The organism is Methylobacterium sp. Leaf466 (assembly GCF_001425565.1).
Taxonomy (GTDB): Bacteria; Pseudomonadota; Alphaproteobacteria; order Rhizobiales; family Beijerinckiaceae; genus Methylobacterium.
The window spans coordinates 1-23107 of record NZ_LMRC01000032.1 but is presented as its reverse complement, the minus strand read 5'-3'; the positions used below and the strand labels follow the sequence as shown (position 1 = coordinate 23107).

Genomic DNA, 23107 nt, shown 5'->3' with positions numbered 1-23107 from the left:
GAAGAAATAGTCGGAGGAGAGCGCGTCGCCGAGGTCGAGGTTTCCACGCGCGGGCAGGCGCGGGAGCTGCGGTAGGCGGAGAGCATGTCGGCAGCGAAGCGTTAGGCAGACTCCAAGGCGGCGCTAGGTCTTTTCAAGACGACAGCTAATTCTAAGGCTTTGATCCGATTGACCTTGCCTCCTCCCCGCCCAACGGCCGGAGGAAATGCATTGCGTGCTCAACGTCGAACATGCGGAATGCCCCTTTGAGCATGGCCTCGTAGCCTTTGGGAGAGAGGAGGGCAGTGAGACCCCAATCCTCAACGTGGTCCCGGTAGCGACGCACCGCGCACTCGATGGCATCTTTGCGCTGCCTCCGGCCACCCGGCCTTCCCGGTTCTATCGACAGACACCATGGGCGCAGGTCGACATGCTTGCCCTTAAGCCGGACCACCTCGCCATCGTCAGCATCGGCCATGAGGCGGGTGAGAGTGAACCCCGGCTCCAGTACCTCGATACCGTGGGACGCCTCGCGTTCGTAGGGTAGGCCTCCAGGGAGCGAGAGGACCCGGAGGAGGAAGAACCCGGCATGGGTGAGGAGGCGGGGGTTCCCCTTGTCGATGGTGAACCAGATGGCAGGTGCTTCGGGGACCCCCTCACCCTCGCCGGCAGGGCGGGCAAAGGTGATGGGGCCGCAGGGCAACCCCGCGAGTAGATGGCGAGTGTCTGGAGTGGGCGCCGTGTTCGGTGGGCACAGGTAGGCCACCACCTCATCGAAGTAGGCGACCAGACCCACCACCATCTCGGGGGTCGGAGGGGTGGTCTGTTGCCGGACCGTGCGGGGCTTCGGGGTGGCCTTGGGCGGTCTCGTTGCCGATAGGGGTGGCGGTGGGGGCGGGGCCTTGGTCCTGGTGGCGGGCATGTGGGGGCGCCTCACGGGGTGACCCAGTGGCGACCTCGTGCGGTGCTCGAAGACCTCCCGCCGGTCACCGGAAACAGAGTGGCCGAGTAGGAGAGCACTGGTGGTATCGCTCAAGGGTGGGCTGGGTGTCTGGGTGGGGGTAGGGGACTTGTCGGGGTCTAGGGGGCAGGGGTGCCGGAGGGTGTGCTGCTGGAGGCCCCCGGCGGAGGCGGCTTTGAGCTATCTCCTCTCACATACCACTGGTATTTCTGAGATGATTTGTCGCACGATTTCACAGACCTTTGCAAATGAATGCTTTTAACCCGCGAAGTCGCTTGAAGAAACCCCAACGAGAGCTTTTCGCTAACCCCCTCTTGACACGCTTTATCACCCCTCTCCACCGCCTACTCTAGGCCAACCCCGGGTCTACCTATGGCCTTCCCCTTCGCTGACTTGGGGGCACCCGCATGGGACCTGGAGCCGGCACCACGCCACCCCCGAGCCGACTCGGTGCCGTGCCCTGATGGGGTCCTTGGGGTGACCTCAGCCGGGGTGGTGGAGATCATCGGGTTCCCGGTGCCTGCCCAGTGCCTACCCCGGGGTAGTGCCCTGCTCCCTCGCCTCCCTCTTGTCGGGCTTGGGGTGGGCATCGGGGTGGCTTGGGGTGGGGCCTGGGGTAGGGAAGGCTAGTGGGAGAGGTGGAGCACAGACCTAGTGGTAGGGACCCAAGCATTGCGCCCATACGCACATGCACCAGGGTCCTAGGGGTCTAGGTGATGAGGGGTCTACACTGCATGGTATAACACCCGGAGGAGGCTTTAGGTGTCCCCTCATATACGGCGGGTATTTCGGGCTATTTCCTCAATGATTTCAATGGGGCCCTTAGAGCGCCCGCTTGAACACCACGCGGAACCACCCAGCCCCCGTGAAGGCGAGGGCGGCGAGGTCCCACCCCCGCTGGCCCCACTCCACCAGCCGCATCGCAAGGTCGTCGTCCTGGACGCTCACTTGCCGGCCGCGCGTGGCCTTGTGCCCGGTGATGGCTTCGGCGGCACGGTGCCCTTCGACTGCTTCTGCCGCTCGGCGGCCTCTCTATCCAATCGGTCCAGAAAGCAGTTGCCCGCACCGCTCGACGGCCTCTGCCGCTCGGCGGCTTCCCTCTCCAGTAGAGCCAGAAAATCTCCGCCCTCCACGCTCGAAGTCGTAGCTGTACGTCTCCGCGCCGGCCCGCTTGTAGACAGACATTCGGTTCGGCTCCGATCTTCGAGGAAGCGTAGGACGGCATCGAGGGTGAAGACGCGACGAGGCGCCCTCTCCCCGAAGCCGATCTGGACGTAGCTGATGTGGCCCCGGCGAATGTGCCCGCGAAGGGTCTCCGGGTCCATAGGCAGCAGGCGGGCCAGCTCGGCAAGCGTGATGGTGGCCTGCCGCTCGAAGACGGCGGCGAGCGGTGCAGGGCACGGGATCGAGAAGCCCCGCACGGTCACACCAGAGAGAGGCCTCGTGTCATCCATGGGCTACGCGCTCCCTAGCTCGGCGCCACCACCAAGCCGCCCGAAGACTGCCGGCAGGGCAGCCTCGGCGGCGTTGAAGAGATCATCCATCGCGACGTTCGATTGCTCTTCTGCGGCTGCCTGCACAGCTACCGCCTTGGTCCGCCCGAGCACCTCGAAGTCATTCTCGGTGACACCTTGGCAGTCCACAATGGTGTAGAGCGCGAACTCCAGGGCGATGGCGCCGATGCGGTCCCGGGTCTCGATTGGAAGACCCCGCCACGCCGCCTGGAGGTCGACCGGACCGGGCACGCCGAGGCCCTTCAGGACGGGCGAGTGGGGCGGCCGGGAGGCGGTGGCGATAAGGCACGGGTCGGCGCAAAGCGCGGCAAGCTGCTCGCTCATGGATGGGCTCCAGGATCGGGGTGCGGGGTGTGAGAAGGGCTGCTGTGCGTGGCAGCTCCTTAACGATCCATGGGATAAACGCCATCCTTTAGGCTGTCAATAAACGCCATCCTTTATCAGGCTTCGCATTCGCGCGGCCCAACCGGAGCCCTCTGCTATGGGACGGCCACCACTCCAGGTCCGCAAGACAACGGTGCGATTGCCCGAAGCCGTCTTTGAAAGGATCGCGGTGCTAGTTGGTGAGAGGCGCATGGCCGAGTTCATCCGGGATGCCGTAGTCGCCGAGCTGGAGCGTCGAGAGGCGGGCTCCTCAACGGCAAAGCCCCCGGCAGGCGCAGAGCCAACCGAGGGCGAGTAGACCCCTTCCTCAACGCAATCCCAGGCCTCCCCGCTTCCCCGCGTGAACCCTTCGTTCACCATGAGGCCACCACTGCGCCGACCCTGGCCCGTGGCTGTGCGCTACCGCATGCCGCCCCGGAGCCCTCGGGCCTAGACCGCCTTCATGACACATGAGGCAAGGGCGATGGGCTCGAAGGTGATCCTGGCAATGACCGTGCTGGCCTTCCTGATGACCGGCAAGGCACCGGGCATACGCGAACTGCGCAACCCGGATGCCGAGGCAGGCCATGGGCGGCTCGTGCTAACGACCAAGCGGGCGTCGACCTGATGGGATCGGCCCGGGGCTGCTTTGCGGCGAAGCCTCAGTGCTCGGTGCCGGGCATGTTGGGCCTCGGGGCGCCACCGTGATCCTTCACGATGCTTGAGCGTTCTGGGTCGTTCTTCAGGTCCGCGACCTGCTTGCGTGCGCCGATGGCCAGGAAGAGGATACCTCCGAGCGTTCCCAGCGCCAGGAACAGAAGTGGGTAGCCAGCACTCATCGGTCTTGCTCCAGTTGGCCCCGTCTGGACGAAGGGGTGATCGGGAACAATGCTGCCAGATAGGCTTGGGTTGCGCAGTAAAGTGCCGAGGGGCCCCTAAGCTACCCGGGCCAAGGCCCGCTTCACCGCCGTGGTCGTCCAGGCGCCCTTGCGCGGGGTCTGGTGGCCCATCTCGTTGAGGCGCTTGGCGAGGGCGTTGAGGCTCACCACCCCGCTGGCCTGAAGCCCCTCCAGCACGGGCAGCACCGCGAAGGCTGCATGGTCCGCCTTGCGCTGCCTCACAGCCGTTGCCTGCGCCACGTCCTCTGCGGAAGGCGGTGCAGATGGGCGATACCCCCGATCCCCTCCCAGCTTCGTGCCCCGGCGCTTCGTGGCCGCCAGGGCTGCCTTGGTCCGCTCCGAGATCATCTTGGCTTCGTGCTCGGCCACGGCAGCGAGGATGTGGACGGTGAGCCGATTGGCCTTCGGGAAGTCCACCGCCTCGAACTCGACGCCGCCTTCCATGAGGTTCGAGATGAAGGCGACGTTGCGGGCCAGCCGGTCCAGCTTCGCGATGAGGAGCGTGGCGCCCGTCCTCCGGCACCGCGCGATGGCGGCCTGGAGCTGCGGCCGGTCGGCCCGCTTGCCGCTCTCCACCTCGACGTAGGGCGGCTGGAGGAGGAGGTCTCCTGGCCGGAGGTGGGACTGTATGGCGGCTTGCTGGGCCTCCAGGCCGAGCCCAGAGCGGCCCTGCTTGTCGGTGCTCACTCGGCAGTAGGCAACGTAGGTGGTCATGGCGGCGGGCCTCGGTGGCGCTCGCCCTAAGCTGAGTCCTCGATAGACCTGTGTCAATACCCATCAACGCTCGTCGATGAGTGGTGATATGGTCTTGGCTCGCCGCTGCCGAGGTGCGGCCACGTCTCACCCCTCGCCGATGCCGACTTAAGTTGCGAAGGATGATGCTGCGCCTGGACTTGAGGCGGACGGCGGGATGCAGCCAGGGCTGCCGGCCCGGTGACTCATTCGCGCGGGCGCCCGGAGATGGTCACGCGGGTAGGCGGGGGTGCTACTCCACGCGCTAGGGCGTGCGCGAGTACCCCTACGGGGGGAAACGCCTGCGCTGGCCTCTACGTGTGAGGTCTCGCATGGTTGACCCCTTGGGTAGTCGGGGTGACCTAGTGATCCGGCTTGACCGTCCAGGCAGGATGGTCATACAAAGTTTGCCTCAAGGGCGGCGCTAGAATACTGATTAACAAGCAGAATTTCGCCTCATCGGTTCAACCTGCCGGGGACGCCACCTCCAGACAATCGGCACGGCCGTGGCGGGAGACGGGTGGACCCGTCTCCCGCGGTCCGCCTATCGCCGCGCCAGGGCGTGCAGGCCCTTGAGGAAGACGTCCACGTCCTCGCGGGTGTTGTAGAAGGCGAGCGAGGCGCGCACCGACTGGTCGACGCCGAAGCGGCGCAGGGCCGGCAGGGCGCAATGATGCCCTGAGCGTACCGCGATGCCGCGGGCGTCGAGGTGCTTGGCCACCGCCTCGTTGTCGTGGCCGGCCACCGTGAAGGACATCACGCTGGCCTTCCGGCGGGCGGTGCCGATGAGGCGCACGCCCCGCACCTCGGCGAGGCCGGCCTGCGCATACTCCAGGAGGTCGTGCTCGTAGGCCGCGATGCCGGGCAGGCCCACGCCCTCGAGGTAGTCGAGGGCGGCGCCTAACCCCACCGCGCCGGCGATGTCGGGCGTGCCGGCCTCGAACTTTTCGGGCGCGCCCTTGTAGACGGTTTTCGCGAAGGTGACGTCCTCGATCATGTGGCCGCCGCCCTGCCACGGCTGCATCGCCGCGAGCAGGTGCGTCTTGCCGTAGAGCGCCCCGATGCCGGTGGGCCCGAACACCTTGTGGCCGGAGAACACCAGGAAGTCGGCGTCGAGGGCCTGCACGTCGAGGGGAATGTGCGGCGAGGATTGGGCCGCGTCCACCAGCACCGGCACCCCGTAGGCGTGGGACAGCGCGATGATCTCGGCCACCGGGTTGATGGTGCCGAGCGCGTTGGCGACATGGGTCACCGACACGATCCTGGTGCGGCCCGAGAGCAGGGCGGCGAACCGCTCGAACACGATCTCGCCCCGGTCGTTGACCGGGATCACCCGCAGGGTGGCGCCGGTGGCCTGGGTCAGGAGCTGCCAGGGCACGATGTTGGCGTGGTGCTCGATCTGGCTGACGATGATCTCGTCGCCCGGACCGATGTTGGCGCGGCCGTAGGAATTGGCCACGAGGTTGATCGCCTCGGTGGTGCCGCGCAGGAAGACGATGTCGTCCTTGCTCGGCGCGTTGAGGAAGCGCCGCACCGTCTCGCGCGCCCCCTCGAACAGGTCGGTGGAGCGCGCCGCCAGGGTGTGGGCGGCCCGGTGGATGTTCGAGTTGTGGCGGCCGTAGAACTCGGACGTGGCATCGATGACGCTCCGGGGCTTGTGCGTGGTGGCGGCGTTGTCGAGCCAGACCAGCGGATGGCCGTTGATGGTCTGGTGCAGGGCCGGAAAGTCCTTTCGAACCGTCTCGACGTCGAAGGCGGCGGCCGGCGGGGCCGAGGCCGGCGCGTGGACGTGGGTCGGCGTCCCGCCGGCCCGCGAGCCGCGATGTTCGTCGAGCAGAGGCTCGTCGATCTGGTGCGAGGCGGCCGGCCGCGGCGCGGTGCGGCTCGTCTCGGACGTGAGGAAGTAATAGTCGCCCGGATACTCCACCGTGCGCACGTGCCGGGACGAGGGCCGGCCCCCGTCGTGGCGGGCCGGCTCGGTCGCCGGTCCGGCCCCCTGGGGGTGGACCGAGGGAAGGGCGAAGGCGCCGGCGAGCGCGTCCGCGAAGGCGGTGGCGCGCGGGTGGTCGCCCGCGATCCGGCGGTGCAGGTCGGGGCCGCCGGGCAGGCCGGCCGCTGCCTCGGACAGGCTCGGCACGAAGAACTCCGGCAGCGGCCGAAGAGCCTGCGGCTCGGCCAGGGGATGCACCGAGGGGATCGTCGCCGTGTCGGGCGGCGGGGTGTGCGTGATGCCGGGCACGCCCACGGGGGGCGTGCCGAAGGACCGCGAGCCCACGCCCGCCTCCCGGCTCACGCCCGGCGCCTGCGCTGGCGTGAACGGAGCGCTCGGCCCATGGCCCCGGCCGTAGATCTCGTTGGCCAGCCGGGCCACCAGATCCGCGTGGGAGGCCTCGCCGGAAAATCCCGGCGCGGCGTGGAGGAACCCGGTCTCAGGCGTAGTCATGGTAGTTGCCCAGGAGCACGTTATCGAGGCGCGCGATGGCGTCCTCCACCAGCACGGCGGCCGAGAAGTAGCGGGTCACGAGGTGCGAGGCGATGGAGTGGTCGTTGGTGCCCATGTAGCGCACCGACAGGCCGGGCTCGACCTCGCCGGTGACGCCGGACTTCTGCAGGCCGACCACGCCCTGCTCGTGCTCGCCGACGCGCAGGAGCAGGAGCGAGGTGGTCTGGGCGCCGGTGACCGGGTCGATGTCGATGGGCAGCTTGTCGCTCGGCACGATCGGGACGCCGCGCCAGGTGAGGAAGGGCGAACCGAACAGGTGGATCACCACCGGCGGCACGCCGCGCCGGGTGGCCTCGCGGCCGAAGGCGGCGATGGCGCGCGGATGCGCCACGAAGAAGGCCGGCTTCTTCCACACCAGGGTGAGCAGCTCGTCGAGGTCGTCCGGGGTCGGCGGGCCGCCGCGGGTGGGGATGCGCTGGCGCGGGCCGACCTCGTGGAGCAGGCCGAACTCGGAGTTGTTGAACAGCTCCCACTCCTCCCGCTCCTTGACCGCATCCACCGTCAGGCGGATCTGCTCGCGCAGCTGGTCGATCTCGTTGGAGTAGAGGTCGGTGACGCGGGTGTGCGTGTGCAGGATCGTCTGGATGGTGGAGAGGTGGTACTCGCGCGGGTCGATCTCGTAGTCGACGTAGGTGGTTGGCAGGCGCGGCTCGCCGGTATGGACGGCCAGGAGTTCGATGCCCTGCTCGCCATGGGAGTTGGTGTGGCCCTTCAGACGGTCGCGCTCCTCCTGGTACTGGGTGATGCGCGAGCGGATGGCCTCGTCGTCGATGGCGGCGCGGTCGAGGGTGAGCAGCGTCACCGCCGAGAGCGCCTTGACCGCCGGCGCCGGTCCGTTCTCGCCCACGAGGTCGTCGTCGCCGAAGTAGTCGCCGCGGGTGGCCAGGCGCTGGCGCAGGCGGTTCTTGAACGGACCCGACAGGCTGAGCTCGACGGTGCCGTCGGCCACCACCGCGAGGCTGCGGCCGGTGGAGCCCTCCTCGGCGATGACGTCGCCGGCCTTGTGGTGGCTGAGGGTGAACGTCTGGGCCAGCGTCGCGAGCTCGGCGTCGCCGAGCCGGCTGAACAGCGGCACGGCGCGCAGCGAGGCCGAGCGGATCGTGCGCTCCTCGCCCTCGTTGACCAGCGTCAGGCGGCCGGGCTTGGCCAGCACCACCGCGCGGCGGTTCACGCGGTAGACGCCGCCGGGCACGTCCACGAAGGGCAGGAGCCGGTGGAACCAGCGCGGGGTGGTGGCGGCGTTCTGGACCGCGGTGACGGTCGCCGTCGCTAGGTTGCGCGCCGCAGAGGCGCTTACGCTCAGACCCGGTCCACTCATCGTCTCAAGCTTCCTTTTTGTCGTCGGGGGTCGTGATCGGGAGGGCGGGTGACGGGCGGTTGCCATCCCGTCGGGCTATGGCCGCAAGCAAACGCACCGCCCGAACCTTGTCGGACAGGGAAAAATCACCCCGATTCGTGTGATTTCGACTGTCTAACGCAAGCATAAATTGCGTCAGCGCTCCGTATTTAGTCTTTATATTTCGCAGCCGTCAATAGAAATAAATTCTATATTGACATAAATTCTCAGAACAGACTTGTCGGATCCGGAGGTAGACTGCGGGAACGGTCTTTCCGCGCCGCAATCGGGAGAGATTTATCCTCGAGAACGCCGCCGCAGTGGAAGCGAACGAGGAACGCCTCTCGCGGAGGCGGTCAGATCCCGTCTGCGAAAAACTGGTCCATGCTGAGGGCGGGCGCCTCGCCGGTCCCGAGACGGGAGACGACGCGGGCCGGGACGCCGGCCACGGTGCTGTGGGCGGGCACGTCGTGCAGCACCACCGCGGCGGCGGCGACCTTGGCGCCTTCGCCGACCCGGATGTTGCCGAGCACCTTGGCGCCGACGCTGAGCAGCACCCCGCGCTCGATCTTGGGGTGGCGGTCGCCGCTCTCCTTGCCGTTGCCGCCCAACGTCACCGACTGCAGGATCGAGACCTCGTCGGCGATCACCGTGGTCTCGCCGATGACGACCCCGGTGGCGTGGTCGATGAACACGCCCGAGCCGATCCGGGCGGCGGGGTGGATGTCGGCCCCGAACACCTCCGAGATCCGGCTCTGGACGTGGAGGCTCAAGGTGGCGCGGCCCTGGTGCCAGAGCCAGTGGGCGACCCGGTAGCCCTCCAGCGCCGCCAGGCCCTTGTAGAACAGGAACGGGTCGAGGTAGCGCCGGCAGGTAGGATCGCGCTCGCGGATGGCGACGAGGTCGCGCACCGCGTGCGCCCCGGCGTGCGGGTCGGCCTCGAACGCCGAGAGGCAGAGGTCGCGCATCGCCAGGCGCGCGAGGTCGCCGTCGCCCAGGCGATGGGCGAGGCGATAGGCGAAGGCGTGCGCGATCGACCGCTGGTCGAGGATCGTCGCCTGGATGATGCCCGCGTAGAGCGGTTCCTCGATGATGGCGGCCTCGGCCTCCGCCCGCATCTCCCGCCAGACGTCGGCCTCGGTGGTGCTGTGGCTGATGCTGCGCAGAGGCGGCTTGAGGCCGTCGAGGGTGCCGGCCGCCGTCACGGGCGGCCGCTCCTGGAGGTGCGATGACGCTGTCATGCGGGCCGCGCCGTCAGGCGACGCGCGTGAACAGGGCGGCGATGTAGCTGACGAGGACGCCGTAGCCGTCGAAGGCCACGTCCACCGCCAGCGGCCCGTCGGTCGCGGGGTGGATTCCCACGACGCGACCCGTGGCGTGCCGCCAGATGCCGAGGGCTTCCGCGACGTCGAGCCGTGCGAACACCACCTGATCCCCTGGTGCCATGGCCTAACCCTCCTGCCGATGCTGCTATTCTTGACAATCGCGTCTGTTCTGGTGGTCGAACGGTCAGGCCCGCCGCAGTCGGTGAGGCCGCGGATGGAGGTTTCTGCGACGATCCCATTTCATGGACGATTCTTGCTCCGTGGGGCTGGATTGGCGGTTCAAAATTCTATAAGTAATTGATTTACAATGCATATTTGACGATCTATCAGCGAAACACAAGGGGGCGGCGTCGCGTTCGCCCGCCGCAACGACGAAGAGGACAGCCCATGCCGCTCACGCGCGTCACCCCCAAGCTCCTGGTGTCGGGGCAGCCGAGTCTGGCCGAGATCGCCGATCTGCCCGCCCACGGCGTCGCCGGCCTCCTCAACAACCGGCCCGACGGGGAGGAGCCAGGCCAGCCGGGCGCGGCGGCCGAGCGCGCGGCGGCCGAGGCGGCCGGGCTCGCCTACGCCGACCTGCCGGTGACGGGCGACACCATCACCCGCGACGACGTGCGCCGCTTCCGCGAGACGGTCGCGGCCGCCCCCGGGCCGGTCCTCGCCCATTGCCGCGGCGGCACCCGCTCGCTCACCCTGCACGTCCTGGGAGAAGTCCTGGACGGGCGGATGCGGCGCGAGGACGTGCTCGCCTACGGCGCCGGCCTCGGCTTCGATCTCACGGGCGTCCTCGCCTGGCTGCGCCGGCACGCGCCGGACCGGACCGGAGACGCCGGCACCGGGGACGCCGACACCGGAGAGACCCCGTGACCGACATCGCGCGTGCCCTGCTCCCCTCGCTCGCGGGCGGCCTCCTCATCGGGCTGTCGGCCGCGATGCTGCTGCTCCTCAACGGCCGCATCGCCGGCATCAGCGGCCTCGTGGCCGGTCTCGGCAGGGACCGGGGCGAGCGCCGCCTGACCGATCTGGCCTTCGTGCTCGGGCTCCTGTCGGGCCCGCCGCTGTTCGCGGTGGCCACGGGGGCCTGGCCGGTGATGCGGATCGAGGCGTCGTGGCCGCTGCTCGCCGTCGCCGGCCTGCTCGTCGGCTTCGGCAGCCGCCTCGGCTCGGGCTGCACCAGCGGGCACGGGGTCGCCGGTCTGGCGCGGCTCTCGCCCCGCTCCCTCGTCGCGGTGGCGACCTTCCTGGCGAGCGGCATGGCCACCGTCACCCTCATGAGGCTCGTTGCATGAGCCCGGCCCGCCTCCTGTCCGCCCTGGCCGCCGGCCTCGTCTTCGGCTTCGGGCTGTCGCTCTCAGGGATGCTCGACCCGGTGCGCGTGCGCGGCTTCCTCGACGTCGGCGGCGCCTGGGACCCGAGCCTGATGGCCGTCCTCGGGGGCGCCGTCACCGTCTCGGCCCTCGGCACCCTGATCCAGCGCCGCCTCGCCCGGCCGGCCTTCGACGCCCGCTTCGAGATCCCCGCCGGCCGCCGGATCGACCCGCCCCTGGTGATCGGCTCGGCCCTGTTCGGCATCGGCTGGGGGCTGGCCGGCCTCTGCCCCGGCCCGGCGGTGGCCGCGCTGTCCACGGGCGCCGTGCCGGTGCTGGTGTTCGTGGGCGCGATGGCGGTGGGGATGGGGGTGCATGCCCGGGTCGCCGGACGCAGGGCGACAGGCGCATCGTGATGGGGGGGCGATCCCGGTCCGCGCGATCCGACCGATCACCCGATCCGTTCGATCACGGCCGGCCTCGGTTCACGCCCCTGCGCCCCGATCCGATAGGCCGCCCGCACCGCCGCTTCGGCCGCGTCCGCAGCCGTCTCGCTCGCCGCATGGACCACGGCCAGCGGGCGGTCGGGGCCGACCGGGTCGCCGGGGCGGGGGAGGTTCGTGAGGCCGACGGCCGGGTCGATGCCGTCCTGCGGCCGGGTCCGGCCACCGCCCAGCGCGATGACGGCGAGGCCGAGCGCCCGGGTCGCCACGCCGGCGACGTGGCCCTGTTCCGTTGGCAGGACCGTTCGGACGACGGGCGCCCGCGGCAGGTGACGGTCGGGGCGCTCCACGAGGTCGGCGGGGCCGCCGAGCGCGCGAACCATCCGCGAAAAAGCCTCGGCGGCGCGGCCGTCGGCCAGGGTCGCCTCCAGCCGTCGGGTCGCCTGCGCGACATCCCCGGCGAGGCCGCCCAGCACCAGCATCTCGGCCGCCAGCGCCAGGGTCACCGCGTGGAAAGCCGGTTCGCGGCGGCGGCCGGTGAGGTAGTCGATCGCATAGGCCACCTCCACGGCGTTGCCGGCGGCGCTGGCCAGCGGCGCGTCCATGTCGGTGACGAGGGCGACGGTGTTCAGCCCCGCCCCCTTGGCCACCGTGACGATGCTGGTGGCGAGCGCGCGCGCCTCGTCGAGACTCGTCATGAAGGCACCCGAGCCGGTCTTCACGTCCATCACCAGGCCGTCGAGCCCGGCGGCGAGCTTCTTCGACAGGATCGAGGCGGTGATGAGATCGAGCGATTCCACCGTGCCGGTGACGTCGCGGATGGCGTAGAGGCGCCGGTCGGCCGGGGCGAGGTCGGCGGTCTGGCCGATGATGGCGCAGCCGGCCTCCCGCACCACCTGGCGGAAGCGGGTGAGGTCGGGCGCCACGTCGTAGCCGGGGATGCTCGCGAGCTTGTCCAGCGTGCCGCCGGTGTGGCCGAGGCCGCGGCCCGAGATCATCGGCACGTAGCCGCCGCAGGCCGCCACCATCGGTGCCAGCACGAGGCTGACGGTGTCGCCGACGCCACCGCTCGAATGCTTGTCGAGGGCGGGGCCGGGCAGGTCCCAGGCCAGCACCGTGCCCGACTCGGTCATCGCCCGGGTCAGCGCCACCCGCTCGTCCAGGGACAGCCCGCGAAAGAACACCGCCATGGCGAAGGCCGCCGCCTGGCCTTCCGTGACGCGCCCGTCGGTGAGCCCGGCGATGAAGCCGGCGATCTCGGCGGGCGCGAGGTCGTGGCCGTCGCGCTTGTGCCGGATGATCTCCTGGGGGAGTCTCATCGCGTCTCTCCGAGGGCGGCGGCCAGCGCCCCGTGCAGCTGGCTCGCGCCGAAGCGGAAGGTCGCCGGGCTCGCCCATTCCGCCCCCATGGCGGCGTCGGCCAGGGCGAGGTAGGGGGCGGCGTCGGCGATGGTGCGCACCCCGCCCGAGATCTTGAGGCCGGCCGGGCGCGGCCCGGCATGGGCGCGGATGGCCGCGAGCATGATGCGGGCGGCCTCCGGCGTCGCCGAGACCGGGCTCTTGCCGGTGGAAGTCTTGAGCATGTCGGCACCTTCTTCCAGGGCGAGGCGGCTCGCCCCGGCGATGGCCTCGGGCGTCGTCAGCTCCCCGGTCTCCAGGATCACCTTGAGCAGGGCCCCGCCGCAGGCCGCCCGTACCGCGGCGACCATCGCCCGGACCGGGTCGGCGCGCCCCTCCAGATGGGCGCGGTAGGGCAGGACGAGGTCGATCTCATGGGCGCCGTCCGACAGCGCCGCGCGGGTGTCGGCCACGGCACTCGCAACGTCCTCGCCGCCGCCCGGAAAGTTGATCACCGTCGCGACGCGCACGCCGCTCGTCCCCAGGTGCCCGCGGGCCTCCGTGACGAAGCGCGGCCAGACGCAGACCGCCGCCACCCTGCTGTCGCGCGCCGTGGCGCAGAGGGCCGCCACGGCGGCGGCGGTGCAGCCCTCCGAGAGGTCGGTGAGGTCGAGGAGCGGCATGGCGCGCCGGGCGAAGGCGGCGTCTTCGGGCAAACGGGTCACGGCAGTCTCGCGACGAAGGCCTCGACGAGGCGGGCAAGGTCGGCGGCCGCGGCGCTGGCCGCCGCCTTGGTCTCGGCATGGTCGGGGTCACCCCCCTCGATCCCGGCGGCGAGGTTGGTGACCACCGAGACCGCGGCCACCGGCAGACGGTAGAACCGGGCGAGGATGACCTCGGGCACCGTCGACATGCCGACGAGGTCTGCCCCGAGGCGCCCGGCCATGCGCACCTCCGCCGGGGTCTCGAAGCTCGGGCCGGAGAACCAGGCGTAGACGCCCTCAAACAGCGGGACGGCGCAGGCTTCGGCGGCGGCGTGGAGATGCCCGCGCAAGGCCGCGTCGTAGGCCCCGACCATGCCGACGAAGCGGGCGTCGCTCGCCTCGCCCACGAGGGGGTTGAGCCCCGACAGGTTGATGTGGTCGGTGAGGGCGACGAGGCTGCCGGGGCCGGCCTGAGGCATCAGCGAGCCGGCGGCGTTGGTGAGGAGCAGGGCACCCGCCCCGAGCGCGCGAGCGAGGCCGACGGGCACCCGCATCGCGGCGGCGTGCCCGCGCTCGTAGGCATGGGCCCGGCCCTCGAACACCAGCACCGGCCGGCCCGCGAGAAGGCCGCTGTGCAGGCTCCCGCCGTGGCCGCTGACGCCGGGGGCCGGAAACCCCGGGATCTCCGCGTAGGGCAGGGCACGGGCCTCCCCGAGGCCGCCGACCAGGGCGCCGAGCCCGGTGCCGGTGACGATCGCGCAGGCGTAGGGGCCGGCGAATCCCTGCCGCATCAGGTGGTCGCGGGCCGCCGCCACGGCCACATCGGGCGAGGGGGCCGTCACGCCAGGTTGTCCGGCCCGAACGAGGCGGGCAACAGGTCGTCGAGGGTGAAGCTGCGCCGGATTCCCTCCGGCCCGGCCACGTGGATCGGAGCGGACGGCTCGGCGAACTCGCGGATGCGCTGACGGCAGGCGCCGCAGGGCGTCACCAGGGCCGGGCCGTCGCCGAGCACCAGGATCGCGCGGATGCGCCGCCCGCCGCCCGCCACCATCGCGGCGATGGCCCCGGCCTCGGCGCAGGTGCCCACCGGATAGGCCGCGTTCTCGACGTTGCAGCCGGCATGGACCCGGCCGGCTTCGTCGACGAGGGCGGCCCCGACCCGGAAGGTCGAATAGGGGGCATGCGCCCGCTCCCGCGCCAGGCGGGCGGCGGCGAACAGCGCGTCGAGGGGCGGGGCGGGCTCGCTCATCAAGGCGGAAGCGTCGGGCGGAAAGGCGGGCATCGCCGATCATTGGCACCAAGGCTTCGCGCCTGTCGAGGCCGGCCGCGTCGACAAGCGTCGGCCGCACTCCTAAGACACGTCATCACGGCGAGGACGGACGAAGGACGCAAGAGCGATGCTGGGGCGATACGATCGGAGCGGATCCGGCGAGGCGGTGGTGGAATACGGCGACGGCACCATGCGGGTGATCAAGCCCGGCACCTTCGTGCGCTGCGCGGTGACCGGAACCGCCATCCCCCTCGACGACCTGCGCTACTGGAGCGTCGACCGCCAGGAGGCCTATGCCACGCCGGAGGCGGTGATGGAGCGGCTGGCCGGGAGTGCGAAGGCGGGGTGAACGCGGTCGCGCGTCGGCGATGCGGCCGGGAGCAGTCTCCTCATTCTCATGAGGTGCGGCGGAGAGCCCGCAGAATCCCTCGCCGATGGCGACAGTATGTTTCCCGTGAAACACCGACGGGCCGGCCGGTTCCATGACGAAACCGGTTCTGTCCTCCGACACCCGGTCCACGGCTCCGTAGGCTGGAAGGGGACGCCCGCACCGACCGGAGTGACGATCAAAGGCTCGGGAGCCGCCGCAGCAGCCCCGCCACCGCCGCCTCGTCGGCGAAGCGCAGGGTCACCGGCAGCGCCTCGATCCGATCCGCGAAGGCCGGCGGCACCCGAACCAGGTCCTTCTGCGTGGTGATCAGCCCGGCCCCGAGGCGCTGCGCCTCGGCGGCGAGGGCGGCGAGGTCGCCGGCGCGGTAGGGGTGGTGGTCGGGAAAGCCGCGCGTCCCGACGACCTCGGCGCCGGCCTCGCGCAGGGTCGCGAAGAATTTGTCCGGCCGGCCGATGCCGGCGAAGGCGAGGAGCCGGCGCCCGGCCAGCGGCGGTCCGGACCGGTCCGGCACCAGCCGTGCGCGGAACACCGGCAGGCCGCGCGCGCTCGCCATGGCGGCGACGCGCTCGCCGGGTTCGCCCGTCCCCACCAGCACCACGGCGTCAACGTGGGGCCATTGCCGGGCCAGGGGCACCCGCAGGGGGCCGGCGGGGAAGGGCAGGCCGTTGCCGATGCCCGCACCCGCATCCACCACCGCCAGCGACAGGGTCTTGGTCAGGCTCGGGTTCTGCAGCCCATCGTCCATCACCACCACCGTGGCGCCCCGGTCGCGGCAGAGGCGCGCGCCGGCCGGCCGGTCGCGGGACACCACCGTCGTGGCGGCCCGGGCGAGCAGCAAGGCCTCGTCGCCCACCGCCGCGGCATCGTGGCGGGCGGCGTCCACCGCCACGGGGCCGGCGAGCCGGCCGCCGTAGCCGCGGGTGAGGAAGGCCGGCCGGGCGCCGCGATCGCGCAGGAGGGCGGCGACGGCGAGCGCCGTCGGCGTCTTGCCGGCCCCCCCGAGGGTGAGGTTGCCGATGCAGACCACCGGGCAGGGGCCGGGCTCGCCGGGCCGGTCCATGCGGGCCGCGGTGAAGCGGCCGTAGAGCCGGCCCAGGGGGGCCAGGAGCCGGGCGGCCGGATGGCGGGGGGAGGCGTCCCAGAAGGCCGGGGGCCGCATCAGGACCCGTTCACCCTCACGGCCGGGCCATGGCCGAGAGGGTCATCTGCGCGATGAACGGCTCGATCACCGCCAGGGTCCGGTCGAGGGCACCCTCGAACGGCAGCAGGGCGGCCCCTCCCGCCGCGGCCATCGCCCGCAGCCGGCGCGGATCCGGCAGGAGGTCGCCGACGGCCGCGGCGAGATCGCGCTCGTCGGCCACCGCCAGGGCGCCCCCGGCCGCGTCGAGGGCGCGGTAGACCTGGGTGAAGTTCTCGACGTGCGGCCCGTGCAGCACGGCCGCCTCGAGGCGGGTCGGCTCGATCGGGTTCTGGCCGCCGTGGGGCACCAGCGAACCGCCGAGGAACACCAGCGGGCACAGGCGATAGAACAGCCCGAGTTCGCCCAGCGTATCGGCGACGTAGAGGTCGATCGCCCCGTGCGGCCAGCCGCCCTGCGCCCGGCGGGCGGTGCGCAGGCCGAGGCCGGCGACCTCGCTCGCGATCTCGGCACCGCGATGGGGGTGGCGCGGCACCAGGACGGTGAGCAGGTCCGGCAGCCGGTCCTTGAGCGCGAGGTGGGCGCGGGCGACCATGGCGTCCTCGCCCGGATGGGTGCTGGCCGCAGCCCAGACCGGCCGGCCGCCGACGACGCTGCGCAGGTGCGCCAGATGCGCCTCGTCCACGGCGGGAACGGCGGAATCGTACTTGAGGTTGCCGGTGACGCTCACCCGCGGCGCCCCGAGCCGCGCGAACCGCTCCGCGTCCTCCTGCGTCTGGGCGAGGCAGACGGCGATGCGCGACAACAGCGCCTCGGCGGTGCGCGGCGTGCGCCCCCACCCCTTGAACGACCGCTCCGACATCCGGCCGTTGACGAGGAGCAGCGGCACCCCGCGGGCGTGCAGCGCCACGATGGTGCTGGGCCAGATCTCGGATTCGGCCACCAGGGCGAGGTCGGGCCGCCAGTGGTCGAGGAAGCGGCCGATCCAGCGCGGCGCGTCCAACGGCACGTATTGGTGGAAGGCGGCCGGCGGCAGCCGGGCGCCGATCAGTTCGGCGGCGCTGCGGGTGCCCGTGGTCACCAGCACCGAGAAGCCGCGTGCGATCATGCCGTCGACGAGGCCGACGAGGGACAGCGCCTCGCCGATGCTGGCCCCGTGCATCCAGCACAGGCGCCCCCGTGGCCGGACCCGCCCGGGCACGCCCCGGCGCTCGGGCAGGCGGGCGGTGTCCTCCTTGCCGCGCCGGGCCCGGAACGCCAGCAGGCCCGACAGGGCGGGCTCGGCCAGGGTGAGGCCGGTGCGGTAGGCCGTGATGCTCAACGGCAGGGGGGGCGCCTTCATCAGGACCTGCGCCTTCTGGAGAGCCGGTGCCGTCATGGCGGATTCCCGACGCGGTCGTGGCGCCCGACCAGGGCGTAGGCGCGGTCGTGGACGCGGTTCATCTCGGCCTCCACCGCCAGGCGGATCGCCTCGAACGCCTCCGGTTCGATCTCGCGCGGCACCTCGAAGGCGCGGCCGAACACCATGGCGCCGCGCCCGAACGGCAGGCCGAAGCAGGCCCGGTCCCAGCTGCGCAGGCGCAGGTGGCGGCTCGTCACCACCGCCACCGGTACGATCGGGCGGCCCGAGAAGCGGGCCAGCGTCAGGATGCCGGCGTCGCAGCGCCGCGACACCTTCGGCACGTCGGCGCTGAAGGCGACGCTCTCGCCGTCCTTGAGGGCGCGCAGCATGGCGCGCAGGCCCTCGGCCCCGCCCTTGGCGCGCACGTCGCGCACGGCGCGGCCGCGGGCACCCGAGGCGCGGATCACCCGCACCCCCATTCGGGTCAGGGCGATGGTGTTGACGTTCCCGTCCGCCGAGCGGGAGATGATGGTGGCGATGCGGTCGTGCGGCCGGCGCATGAACGAGATCATCGTGTGCTGGCCGTGCCACATGCCCGCGATGAAGGGCGAGAGCCCGTCGAGCCAGGGGTCGGGGCCGGCGGGCTCGACCACGAAGCGGTTGGTGCGGCGCACGAGGCGCAGGTAGCGCTCGGCCAGGACTCCGAGGACGGTCTGCACCGCCGGCGCGCGGCCGATGCGCTTGACCAGGCTCATGCCGCGGAACGGGCGGAATCGAAACGGGCGGGTCGGGACCAAGCGGTCGGTGTCATGTCTCGCTCCCCCGGGATGCGCCGCGCGCGGAGCGTCTCCCGGTGCCGGCGGATGCGCTCCGCTGGCACGGCGGCAGACGCGGAAAGGCCGGGCTGTCTAGCTCCGATCCCTCCCGGGGCGCAACCGCGTCCCGGCACGCACGGTCTTCCCGACCGGGTCCGCAAAACCGCTTCCGTAAACGGATCGGTGGTCCTAAGGAGGTTTCGCGAAAGCGGCCACCGGTTTTGCGTCAAAACCCGGTGATACGGTTTCCGCTCGTAATCGAGCGGGAACCGTATCGCCGAGCCCGCGCGGCGCCTGAGCGAAGCCCATGTCCGCATCACGACGTGATCAGCCGGAAATGGTGTGACACACCAAGGACCTGGGCAGGGTGAAGCGTTGGCCCGCCGACGCGAACCCGCTTCGGACGCCGGTGCAACCGTGTTCCAGCCGGCCGTCGGGCCGGCGTGGGCGAACCGTGAGAGAACGCCGGCATGCGTGTTTGGTCTGGACGGGTCGGCCTCGCGCTGGCGCTCGGGTTGACGGCGGGCTCGGCCTCGACGGCGGGCTCGGCCCTGGCGGCGGGCAAGCCCCGCGACGCCTGCTTCAGCGACGACGGCACGCCCGAACAGACCATCGCCGGCTGCAACCTCGTCCTCGGCCAGCGCAAGCGCGAGACGACGACGAGCGTCGCGCATGCCTTCTACAATCGCGGCCTCGCCTACAGGAAAAAGGAAGACTACGACCGCGCCCTCGCCGATTTCAACGAGGCCATCGCGGTCGATCCCAGCGACGCGGACTTCTTCCGTAGCCGCGGGTCGACCTACGACGACATGGAACGCTACGATGCCGCGATCGAGGACTACGATCGGTCCATCAAGCTCGATCCGACCGTGGGCGACAGCTTCGTCAATCGCGGGATCGCCTACGGCAACAAGGGCGATTCCGAGCGGGCGATCAAGGACTTCGACGAGGCGATCCGCCTCGATCCCAAGCGCGGGCTGACCTACTACAGCCGCGCCCTCGCCTACGAGAAGACCGGCGCCGCCGACAAGGCGCTCGCCGACGTCGAGACGGCGTTCCGCCTGGAGCCGGAGGACGAGGACGTCCAGGCCGTGCGCAAGCGGCTGCGCTCCGTGGTCGCCGCGCGTCCCGCCCCGGCGGTCGCCGCGAGCCCGGCCGCACCGGCCACCGGAGCGGCCACCTACGCCGAGTTCGACGCGCAGCAGGCGGCGACCGCGGCGATCTGGGCGAGGCTGCCGTTCGGCGCCCGCCGGGCGATGTTCGTCACCCGCAAGGCCAACAGCTTCGGCGACTACGAGGCGCGGCCCTCGAGCGTGTTCGCGCCGGGGGAGAAGCTCCTGACCTACCTCGAGCCGATCGGCTACGCCTTCACTCCCGTGGGTGCGGACACCTACCGGTTCGGCGTCACCGTCGACGTCGAGATCGTCTCGGCGTCGGGGGAGATCCTGGGCGGCCAGAAGGCCATCCTGAAGCAGGATTTCACCAGCCATTTCAAGAACCAGGAGTTCTTCCTCAACAGCACCATGAGCCTCGACGGCGCGCCCGCCGGCGCCTACGTGCTCGCCTACACCCTGCGCGAGGACGGCGGCGACCGCACGGTCCGCGTCGAGCAGCCCTTCACGATCGGCAAGTGACGGCCGGCAACCGAGGGCCGGCGAGTGAGCCGGCAAGTGACGGGAAGCGGGTGACCGGCCGCGCTTGACGCGACGGCGGGTTGCCGCGAAGGCGGGGCCTCGACGTGCCGTCATGCCGGTCCGGCATGACGATGTCGGAAAGACCCGACCCCGCGTTTCCGCATCATGCCCTAGGTCGCGATGTTCCGTCTCGCCCATCTCACCGACCCGCACGTGGGGCCTTTGCCGCGACCCCGCCTGCGCCAGCTCCTGAGCAAGCGCGCCACCGGCTACGTCAACTGGCGTCGCGGGCGGGGCCAGGGCCACGACATGGACGTGCTCGCCGCCCTGGTGGCCGACCTGCACGCCCAGGGGCAGGACCACATCGCCTGCACCGGCGACCTGTGCAACATCGGCCTTCCCAGCGAATGGGCGACCTCGCGCGTCTTCCTCGAGGCCCTGGGCCCGCCCGGGGCGGTGAGCTTCGTGCCGGGCAACCACGACGCCTACGTGCGCGGCTCCCTCGAGGGGCTGCTCGGGGCCTGCGGCGACTGGGCCACCGGCGACGGCGAGGCCCGCGCCGGGTTCCCCTACCTGCGCCGGCGCGGGCCGGTCGCCCTCGTCGGGCTGTCCTCGGCGATCCCCACGAAACCCTTCGTCGCCAGCGGCCGGCTCGGGGCGGCGCAGATCGCCGCGGCCGAGGCGGTGCTGACGGCGCTCGCCGCCGAGGCCGAGCCGCCGTGCCGGGTGGTGATGATCCACCATCCGCCCCATCCCGGCGGCGCCAGGCCCGGGCGCGAGCTCACCGATGCGGCCGCCTTCACGGCGATGATCGGGCGGGCGGGCGCCGAGATGATCCTGCACGGGCACAACCACGTCGGCAGCCTCGCCGTCGTCGCCGGGCCGGGCGGACGGCGGGTGCCGGTGGTGGGGGCGCCCTCCGCCTCAGCCGGCGTCAACGCCCGCCACCACCGGGCGAGCTATCGCCTCTACGCTATCGCCCGGGACGGCGACGGCTTCTCCATCGCCGCCAGCGAGCGTGGCCTCACGCCGGAGGGCGCCATCGCCGACCTCGGGCCGGTGCCCCTGACCCTGCCGTAGGCGCGACGCCGTGGACGCCGGCGGCCGTCGCGGCGCAAAGGCCCTATACGCTGGGACAAGTGTTCGGCACTATGTCTCTGCCCAGTCGGGACGATTTCGCAATGTGCCGGGCCCAACCGAACGCATCGTGCAGGTTTTTCCCCTCCGGGCCGGTGAGGATGTCGCCACCACGGCCGGTCGGGGTCATAAGGGGCGTCGGTGTCGAGGACGGATGGCATGACCTGTACGGTAGATGCGCCGAGGGAGGAGAAGGCGACCCTCGTCGATCCCCTGCTGTTGGACAACCAGCTCTGCTACGCGCTCTATGCCGCCGCCCACCGCATGACCAAGAGCTATCGCCCGATGCTGGAGCGGATGGGCCTGACCTATCCGCAGTATCTCGTCCTGCTCGTGCTGTGGGAGACCGACGGCGTCACCGTTTCCGAGATCGGACGCCGGCTGCGCCTCGATTCCGGGACGCTGACGCCGGTGCTCAAGCGCCTGGAGACCGCGGGCTTCGTCACCCGCAGCCGGCGCCTGACCGACGAGCGCGAGGTCGAGATCACCCTCACCGCCCGCGGGCGCGGCCTGCGGGCGGAGGCGGGAGCGGTGCGCAAGGCCGTGATGTGCCAGCTCAACCTCTCCGAGCCCGAGGTGCAGGCGCTGCGGGCCGATCTCAACGCCCTCATCGAGAACCTCAGCGCGGCGGACTGACGGCCCCGCGCCCGGTCGGCCCCGGTGCGACGACGGCGCCGGGCGCCGCATCGGCCGGAACCTCGGCCGCGGATCATGCGTTGCCGGCTAAGCGACGCTGGTCAAGCCGGTCGGTTGTCGTCTATTCCTCGATGGCCGTCCGCCGCCTCCGTCCTCCATCATCATGAGACACCCGCATCGTGCCTGCCACTGATCGCGGACGCCCCGTCCGGGCGTCCGTCGCACCCGACCGAGCGTGCGGGACCGGACCGATCCGGCGCGCACCGGCCACGCCGTTCGTGTCGCGCGGTGAACGGGGCCGCGATCCCGGCGTTGCCCCATCATGACGACCTACGCCGATGTGGAGCGCGAGACCCGGAACCAGGTCGGCGCGCTGCCGTTCCAGCGCCTGCCCGAACGGGGGCTGTGCGTGCTGCTCATCACCTCGCGGGAAAGCCGGCGCTGGGTGATCCCGAAGGGCTGGCCGATGAAGGGCCGCAAGCCCTACGACGCCGCCGCCCGCGAGGCCTACGAGGAGGCCGGGCTGATCGGCCAGGTCGGGAAGCGCCCGCTCGGGTTCTACCTCTACGAGAAGCGCCTCAAGAACCGCGACGCGGTGCTGTGCCAGGTCAAGGTCTTCCCCCTCGAGGTGCGCAAGCAGCTGAAATCGTGGCCCGAGCAGGACCAGCGCGAGGATCGCTGGTTCACCCCCGCCGAGGCCGCCGAGGCGGTGGCGGAGGCGGGTCTGGCCGCGATCATCCGCTCGGCCTTCAAGGGCGAGACGCGCAAGAAGGGATAAACCGCCCGGCATCGCGGCCGCCCGCACGGGCCGGCGGGACAATCGGCGAGACCGGGGCGTCGCGGCGATTGCCAAGCCCGGTGTGATCCGCTAATGCCCAACCCGTTCGGGAAGGACGCCTCGCGCCACCCGGTTCGGACGCTGCTGTAGCTCAGTGGTAGAGCACCTCATTGGTAATGAGGAGGTCGACAGTTCAATCCTGTCCAGCAGCACCATTAAATCAATGACTTAGCCTCCACTTCAGACCGATCTGCACCCCAGCATTTCATTTGGGGGTGCAGTGGGGGTGCAGCGCGGAGTAATGCACCCCAGCCCTCTTAGGGCGGCTCCTGAAACCGATCCGCTCACTTCAAGCCGATCTCTCCTGCCCGCCCCTCGCGTCGAGCAATCTCGACAGCGACCCGGCTCCAGAAGCGATCCTCACCGCCCCGTCTCGCTCGACGCTCGATGCGTGCCTGTTCTCGGGTGTCAAACAGCGTTGAACATTGACCCTGGATCGGCGTCGAACTTTGACCCCCCGGATGGGTATGGCGGGGCGCCCCTGATCAGCCCGGCGAAGCGGG

25 protein-coding genes and 1 tRNA gene are annotated in these 23107 nt (G+C 71.0%); 10 read left to right on the top strand and 16 right to left on the bottom strand.

The genetic code is table 11. From position 1 onward, the window contains the following. Window positions 1-151: 151 nt before the first annotated feature. From ASG59_RS13895 to ASG59_RS13885, 3 genes are all read right to left on the bottom strand, one after another. Complete coding sequence (locus tag ASG59_RS13895) at window positions 152-775, bottom strand: hypothetical protein (protein WP_156399244.1); 624 nt, start codon at window positions 773-775, stop codon at window positions 152-154. A 987-nt stretch (window positions 776-1762) separates the two neighbouring features. Continuing rightward, window positions 1763-1888, bottom strand: coding sequence for a hypothetical protein (locus tag ASG59_RS21460; RefSeq protein ID WP_277996117.1), 126 nt, complete (start codon window positions 1886-1888; stop codon window positions 1763-1765). 509 nt (window positions 1889-2397) lie between these two features. Then, complete coding sequence (locus ASG59_RS13885; RefSeq protein WP_056409434.1) at window positions 2398-2778, bottom strand: hypothetical protein; 381 nt, start codon at window positions 2776-2778, stop codon at window positions 2398-2400. A gap of 523 nt (window positions 2779-3301) precedes the next feature. Between ASG59_RS13885 and ASG59_RS20955 the strand changes: the two genes are divergently transcribed. Continuing rightward, on the top strand, window positions 3302-3445 hold the full coding sequence (locus tag ASG59_RS20955) for a hypothetical protein (protein ID WP_200945963.1): 144 nt from the start codon (window positions 3302-3304) through the stop codon (window positions 3443-3445). Between the two features lie 34 nt (window positions 3446-3479). Here ASG59_RS20955 and ASG59_RS20950 read toward each other — a convergent pair whose 3' ends face one another. The 6 genes from ASG59_RS20950 to ASG59_RS13860 all read right to left on the bottom strand — a co-directional run bounded on the left by ASG59_RS20950 (window position 3480) and on the right by ASG59_RS13860 (window position 9733). Continuing rightward, on the bottom strand, window positions 3480-3656 hold the full coding sequence (locus ASG59_RS20950) for a hypothetical protein (protein ID WP_200945962.1): 177 nt from the start codon (window positions 3654-3656) through the stop codon (window positions 3480-3482). 96 nt (window positions 3657-3752) lie between these two features. After that, complete coding sequence (locus ASG59_RS13880) at window positions 3753-4430, bottom strand: recombinase family protein (RefSeq protein ID WP_056409432.1); 678 nt, start codon at window positions 4428-4430, stop codon at window positions 3753-3755. Window positions 4431-4992: 562 nt separating this feature from the next. After that, complete coding sequence (locus ASG59_RS13875; protein ID WP_056409430.1) at window positions 4993-6891, bottom strand: cysteine desulfurase; 1899 nt, start codon at window positions 6889-6891, stop codon at window positions 4993-4995. Beyond that, complete coding sequence (locus ASG59_RS21455) at window positions 6878-8269, bottom strand: family 2B encapsulin nanocompartment shell protein (protein WP_056409428.1); 1392 nt, start codon at window positions 8267-8269, stop codon at window positions 6878-6880. The genes ASG59_RS13875 and ASG59_RS21455 overlap by 14 nt, the downstream gene beginning before the upstream one ends. A gap of 374 nt (window positions 8270-8643) precedes the next feature. After that, window positions 8644-9405: a serine O-acetyltransferase gene (cysE, locus tag ASG59_RS13865; RefSeq protein WP_244475723.1), complete on the bottom strand. Its 762-nt coding sequence runs from the start codon at window positions 9403-9405 to the stop codon at window positions 8644-8646. Between the two features lie 136 nt (window positions 9406-9541). Then, window positions 9542-9733, bottom strand: coding sequence for a hypothetical protein (locus tag ASG59_RS13860; RefSeq protein WP_055880358.1), 192 nt, complete (start codon window positions 9731-9733; stop codon window positions 9542-9544). Window positions 9734-9999: 266 nt separating this feature from the next. On the opposite strand from ASG59_RS13860, the gene ASG59_RS13855 reads away from it, so the two are divergent. The 3 genes from ASG59_RS13855 to ASG59_RS13845 are packed head-to-tail and all read left to right on the top strand — an operon-like array spanning window position 10000 to window position 11335. Then, a complete protein-coding gene (locus ASG59_RS13855; protein WP_056409423.1) occupies window positions 10000-10479 on the top strand; it encodes a TIGR01244 family sulfur transferase in 480 nt (159 codons plus the stop codon). Then, a complete protein-coding gene (locus tag ASG59_RS13850; protein ID WP_347379714.1) occupies window positions 10476-10901 on the top strand; it encodes a YeeE/YedE family protein in 426 nt (141 codons plus the stop codon). Before ASG59_RS13855 ends, ASG59_RS13850 begins: the two co-directional genes overlap by 4 nt. Beyond that, window positions 10898-11335, top strand: a complete 438-nt coding sequence (locus tag ASG59_RS13845) for a YeeE/YedE family protein (RefSeq protein ID WP_055880351.1) — start codon at window positions 10898-10900, stop codon at window positions 11333-11335. Before ASG59_RS13850 ends, ASG59_RS13845 begins: the two co-directional genes overlap by 4 nt. A 35-nt stretch (window positions 11336-11370) precedes the next feature. On the opposite strand, the gene deoA is transcribed toward ASG59_RS13845, so the two are convergent. The 4 genes from deoA to ASG59_RS13825 are packed head-to-tail and all read right to left on the bottom strand — an operon-like array spanning window position 11371 to window position 14652. Beyond that, window positions 11371-12681 (bottom strand): thymidine phosphorylase, encoded by a 1311-nt coding sequence (gene deoA / locus ASG59_RS13840; RefSeq protein WP_056409418.1) that lies wholly within the window; start codon window positions 12679-12681, stop codon window positions 11371-11373. Continuing rightward, window positions 12678-13382: a deoxyribose-phosphate aldolase gene (gene deoC, locus ASG59_RS13835; RefSeq protein ID WP_056409661.1), complete on the bottom strand. Its 705-nt coding sequence runs from the start codon at window positions 13380-13382 to the stop codon at window positions 12678-12680. Before deoC ends, deoA begins: the two co-directional genes overlap by 4 nt. A 38-nt stretch (window positions 13383-13420) precedes the next feature. Next, window positions 13421-14224, bottom strand: coding sequence for a purine-nucleoside phosphorylase (locus tag ASG59_RS13830; protein WP_082528783.1), 804 nt, complete (start codon window positions 14222-14224; stop codon window positions 13421-13423). 17 nt (window positions 14225-14241) lie between these two features. Further along, the gene (locus tag ASG59_RS13825) at window positions 14242-14652 is read right to left on the bottom strand and encodes a cytidine deaminase (protein ID WP_055881239.1); all 411 of its coding nucleotides are present in this window, start codon (window positions 14650-14652) and stop codon (window positions 14242-14244) included. A gap of 148 nt (window positions 14653-14800) precedes the next feature. On the opposite strand from ASG59_RS13825, the gene ASG59_RS13820 reads away from it, so the two are divergent. After that, window positions 14801-15022 carry a DUF2093 domain-containing protein gene (locus tag ASG59_RS13820; protein ID WP_055880341.1) on the top strand — a complete coding sequence of 74 codons (222 nt, stop codon included), beginning with the start codon at window positions 14801-14803 and terminating at the stop codon, window positions 15020-15022. Window positions 15023-15239: 217 nt separating this feature from the next. Here the strand turns inward: ASG59_RS13820 and lpxK are convergent, their stop codons facing one another. Genes lpxK through ASG59_RS13805 form a run of 3 tightly spaced genes read right to left on the bottom strand, consistent with a single transcriptional unit; the run spans window position 15240 to window position 18299 of the window. Continuing rightward, complete coding sequence (gene lpxK / locus ASG59_RS13815) at window positions 15240-16223, bottom strand: tetraacyldisaccharide 4'-kinase (protein WP_056409417.1); 984 nt, start codon at window positions 16221-16223, stop codon at window positions 15240-15242. 16 nt (window positions 16224-16239) lie between these two features. After that, entirely contained in the window at window positions 16240-17544 is a 1305-nt protein-coding gene (locus tag ASG59_RS13810; RefSeq protein ID WP_056409657.1) for a 3-deoxy-D-manno-octulosonic acid transferase, read from the bottom strand. Between the two features lie 32 nt (window positions 17545-17576). Next, entirely contained in the window at window positions 17577-18299 is a 723-nt protein-coding gene (locus tag ASG59_RS13805) for a lysophospholipid acyltransferase family protein (protein ID WP_056409415.1), read from the bottom strand. A gap of 530 nt (window positions 18300-18829) precedes the next feature. Between ASG59_RS13805 and ASG59_RS13800 the strand changes: the two genes are divergently transcribed. The 5 genes from ASG59_RS13800 (at window position 18830) to ASG59_RS13780 (ending at window position 22759) form a co-directional block, all read left to right on the top strand. After that, complete coding sequence (locus ASG59_RS13800; protein WP_082528765.1) at window positions 18830-19993, top strand: tetratricopeptide repeat protein; 1164 nt, start codon at window positions 18830-18832, stop codon at window positions 19991-19993. A gap of 180 nt (window positions 19994-20173) precedes the next feature. Then, window positions 20174-21073: a metallophosphoesterase gene (locus ASG59_RS13795; protein WP_056281374.1), complete on the top strand. Its 900-nt coding sequence runs from the start codon at window positions 20174-20176 to the stop codon at window positions 21071-21073. A gap of 216 nt (window positions 21074-21289) precedes the next feature. Beyond that, window positions 21290-21766 carry a MarR family transcriptional regulator gene (locus ASG59_RS13790; protein WP_055880326.1) on the top strand — a complete coding sequence of 159 codons (477 nt, stop codon included), beginning with the start codon at window positions 21290-21292 and terminating at the stop codon, window positions 21764-21766. A gap of 322 nt (window positions 21767-22088) precedes the next feature. After that, window positions 22089-22544 (top strand): NUDIX hydrolase, encoded by a 456-nt coding sequence (locus ASG59_RS13785; protein WP_056281373.1) that lies wholly within the window; start codon window positions 22089-22091, stop codon window positions 22542-22544. 140 nt (window positions 22545-22684) lie between these two features. Further along, window positions 22685-22759 (top strand) — tRNA-Thr (locus ASG59_RS13780). Window positions 22760-23107 lie beyond the last annotated feature (348 nt).

Excerpts from the sequence above, each read along its gene's own strand:
- ASG59_RS13785 (WP_056281373.1), top strand. The coding sequence starts at position 22,089 with ATGACGACCTACGCCGATGTGGAGCGCGAGACCCGGAACCAGGTCGGC.
- ASG59_RS20955 (WP_200945963.1), top strand. The coding sequence starts at position 3,302 with ATGGGCTCGAAGGTGATCCTGGCAATGACCGTGCTGGCCTTCCTGATG.
- ASG59_RS13825 (WP_055881239.1), bottom strand. The coding sequence starts at position 14,652 with ATGAGCGAGCCCGCCCCGCCCCTCGACGCGCTGTTCGCCGCCGCCCGC.
- ASG59_RS13875 (WP_056409430.1), bottom strand. The coding sequence starts at position 6,891 with ATGACTACGCCTGAGACCGGGTTCCTCCACGCCGCGCCGGGATTTTCC.
- ASG59_RS20950 (WP_200945962.1), bottom strand. The coding sequence starts at position 3,656 with ATGAGTGCTGGCTACCCACTTCTGTTCCTGGCGCTGGGAACGCTCGGA.
- ASG59_RS13795 (WP_056281374.1), top strand. The coding sequence starts at position 20,174 with ATGTTCCGTCTCGCCCATCTCACCGACCCGCACGTGGGGCCTTTGCCG.
- ASG59_RS13790 (WP_055880326.1), top strand. The coding sequence starts at position 21,290 with ATGACCTGTACGGTAGATGCGCCGAGGGAGGAGAAGGCGACCCTCGTC.
- lpxK (WP_056409417.1), bottom strand. The coding sequence starts at position 16,223 with ATGCGGCCCCCGGCCTTCTGGGACGCCTCCCCCCGCCATCCGGCCGCC.
- ASG59_RS13810 (WP_056409657.1), bottom strand. The coding sequence starts at position 17,544 with ATGAAGGCGCCCCCCCTGCCGTTGAGCATCACGGCCTACCGCACCGGC.
- ASG59_RS13880 (WP_056409432.1), bottom strand. The coding sequence starts at position 4,430 with ATGACCACCTACGTTGCCTACTGCCGAGTGAGCACCGACAAGCAGGGC.
- ASG59_RS13855 (WP_056409423.1), top strand. The coding sequence starts at position 10,000 with ATGCCGCTCACGCGCGTCACCCCCAAGCTCCTGGTGTCGGGGCAGCCG.
- deoA (WP_056409418.1), bottom strand. The coding sequence starts at position 12,681 with ATGAGACTCCCCCAGGAGATCATCCGGCACAAGCGCGACGGCCACGAC.
- ASG59_RS13805 (WP_056409415.1), bottom strand. The coding sequence starts at position 18,299 with ATGAGCCTGGTCAAGCGCATCGGCCGCGCGCCGGCGGTGCAGACCGTC.
- ASG59_RS13860 (WP_055880358.1), bottom strand. The coding sequence starts at position 9,733 with ATGGCACCAGGGGATCAGGTGGTGTTCGCACGGCTCGACGTCGCGGAA.
- ASG59_RS13820 (WP_055880341.1), top strand. The coding sequence starts at position 14,801 with ATGCTGGGGCGATACGATCGGAGCGGATCCGGCGAGGCGGTGGTGGAA.
- cysE (WP_244475723.1), bottom strand. The coding sequence starts at position 9,405 with ATGCGGGCGGAGGCCGAGGCCGCCATCATCGAGGAACCGCTCTACGCG.
- ASG59_RS13845 (WP_055880351.1), top strand. The coding sequence starts at position 10,898 with ATGAGCCCGGCCCGCCTCCTGTCCGCCCTGGCCGCCGGCCTCGTCTTC.
- ASG59_RS13885 (WP_056409434.1), bottom strand. The coding sequence starts at position 2,778 with ATGAGCGAGCAGCTTGCCGCGCTTTGCGCCGACCCGTGCCTTATCGCC.
- ASG59_RS21455 (WP_056409428.1), bottom strand. The coding sequence starts at position 8,269 with ATGAGTGGACCGGGTCTGAGCGTAAGCGCCTCTGCGGCGCGCAACCTA.
- ASG59_RS13800 (WP_082528765.1), top strand. The coding sequence starts at position 18,830 with ATGCGTGTTTGGTCTGGACGGGTCGGCCTCGCGCTGGCGCTCGGGTTG.
- deoC (WP_056409661.1), bottom strand. The coding sequence starts at position 13,382 with ATGCCGCTCCTCGACCTCACCGACCTCTCGGAGGGCTGCACCGCCGCC.